Source organism: Lactobacillus sp. C449L, from assembly GCF_059900815.1.
Genome location: NZ_JBWXGA010000099.1, coordinates 1 through 504 on the forward strand (window position 1 = coordinate 1; position 504 = coordinate 504).

Below are 504 nucleotides of genomic sequence, written 5' to 3' on the forward strand. Positions count from 1 at the left end.
GGAGACGCCGGTGGTGAACGTCTCAACCGTATGGACCCCGGCCGAGACGGCGGCAGGCGGCACGCCGAGGCTCAGCAGCAGGGTGCTGGAGATGACCCCGAATGCCATGCCGAGCGCGCCATCGACCATCTGGGCGGCAAAGCCGATGGCGATGAAGGGCAGGATGTCAGCCAGGCTGACGGCCGATAGGTCGAACACAGTTCCTCCTTCTGTGAGGTCGGAGCGTCCGGCTTCCGGCCGGGTCCATAGCATCCGGATGCGAGAATGGAAGGATTCAGCGCCCCACGCGCCGCTTTTCCGTGATGTCGAACTGGACGATCTTGCCTTCGTGGAGGGTGATGGCGATCGAGCCGAAGCGGATCCGGCCGAGACAGTCGCGAATGGCCGCGAGCGCCTCGTCGGCGGCATTGGGCTGGAAACGGGCGTCAACGGGCACGTGGTTCATCGGGCCTCTCCGTCTGATTCGATGAGCGGAGTAGATACTCAACCTTATCAGTTGACAAT

General features: G+C 63.5%; 2 protein-coding genes. Both read right to left on the reverse strand.

Features of this window, described 5'->3' with window-relative positions; translation table 11 throughout:
• On the reverse strand, positions 1-198 hold a 198-nt coding region (locus tag AC2JF9_RS08490), incomplete at its 3' end, for a hypothetical protein (RefSeq protein ID WP_500726901.1).
• 76 nt (positions 199-274) lie between these two features.
• Positions 275-445, reverse strand: coding sequence for a YezD family protein (locus AC2JF9_RS08495; protein ID WP_500726902.1), 171 nt, complete (start codon positions 443-445; stop codon positions 275-277).
• Between the last annotated feature and the right edge of the window lie 59 nt (positions 446-504).